The organism is Altererythrobacter sp. (assembly GCF_050299635.1).
Taxonomy (GTDB): domain Bacteria; phylum Pseudomonadota; class Alphaproteobacteria; order Sphingomonadales; family Sphingomonadaceae; genus Erythrobacter.
On the sequence record NZ_JBNKWF010000066.1, the window covers coordinates 277 to 731 of the forward strand.

The following is a 455-nucleotide window of genomic DNA, read 5'->3' on the forward strand; positions in this document are numbered from 1 at the left end:
TTTCACGGCGTGCCGCGCTTCACGCTCGACAAGGGCGACCCCTACCACTGCGAGTGCCGCAAGACGGCACGGCTGCTGGCCGAAGCGCTCGAGCTGGCGCCGGAACGGATCGCGGTGACCTTCCAGTCGCGCTTCGGCAAGGCCGAATGGCTGCAGCCCTACACCCAGCCGACGCTGGAGCAGATGGCGCGCGACGGTGTGCGCAAGGTGGACGTGATCTGCCCGGGTTTCGTCGCCGACTGCCTCGAGACCATCGAGGAGATCGGCATCGAATGCCGCGACGCCTTCCTCGCCAACGGCGGGCGCGAATATGCCCTGATTCCGTGTCTGAACGAACGCGACGACTGGATCGCGGCACTGCGCGATCTGGTCATCACCCACCTCGGCAATTGGCTGGACGAGCCCCGGCCCACGCCGGGCGAACTCGAGTTGTCGGCACTGCGCGCCCGGGCGCT

1 protein-coding gene (running past one end of the window) is annotated in these 455 nt (G+C 67.9%); it reads left to right on the forward strand.

The genetic code is table 11. The features are described from left to right. Positions 1–455 carry part of the coding region annotated (gene hemH / locus ACQY6C_RS14830; protein ID WP_427970059.1) for a ferrochelatase on the forward strand (this coding region is incomplete at its 3' end). Its footprint begins 216 nt before the window's first position, so 455 of the 671 annotated nt are shown.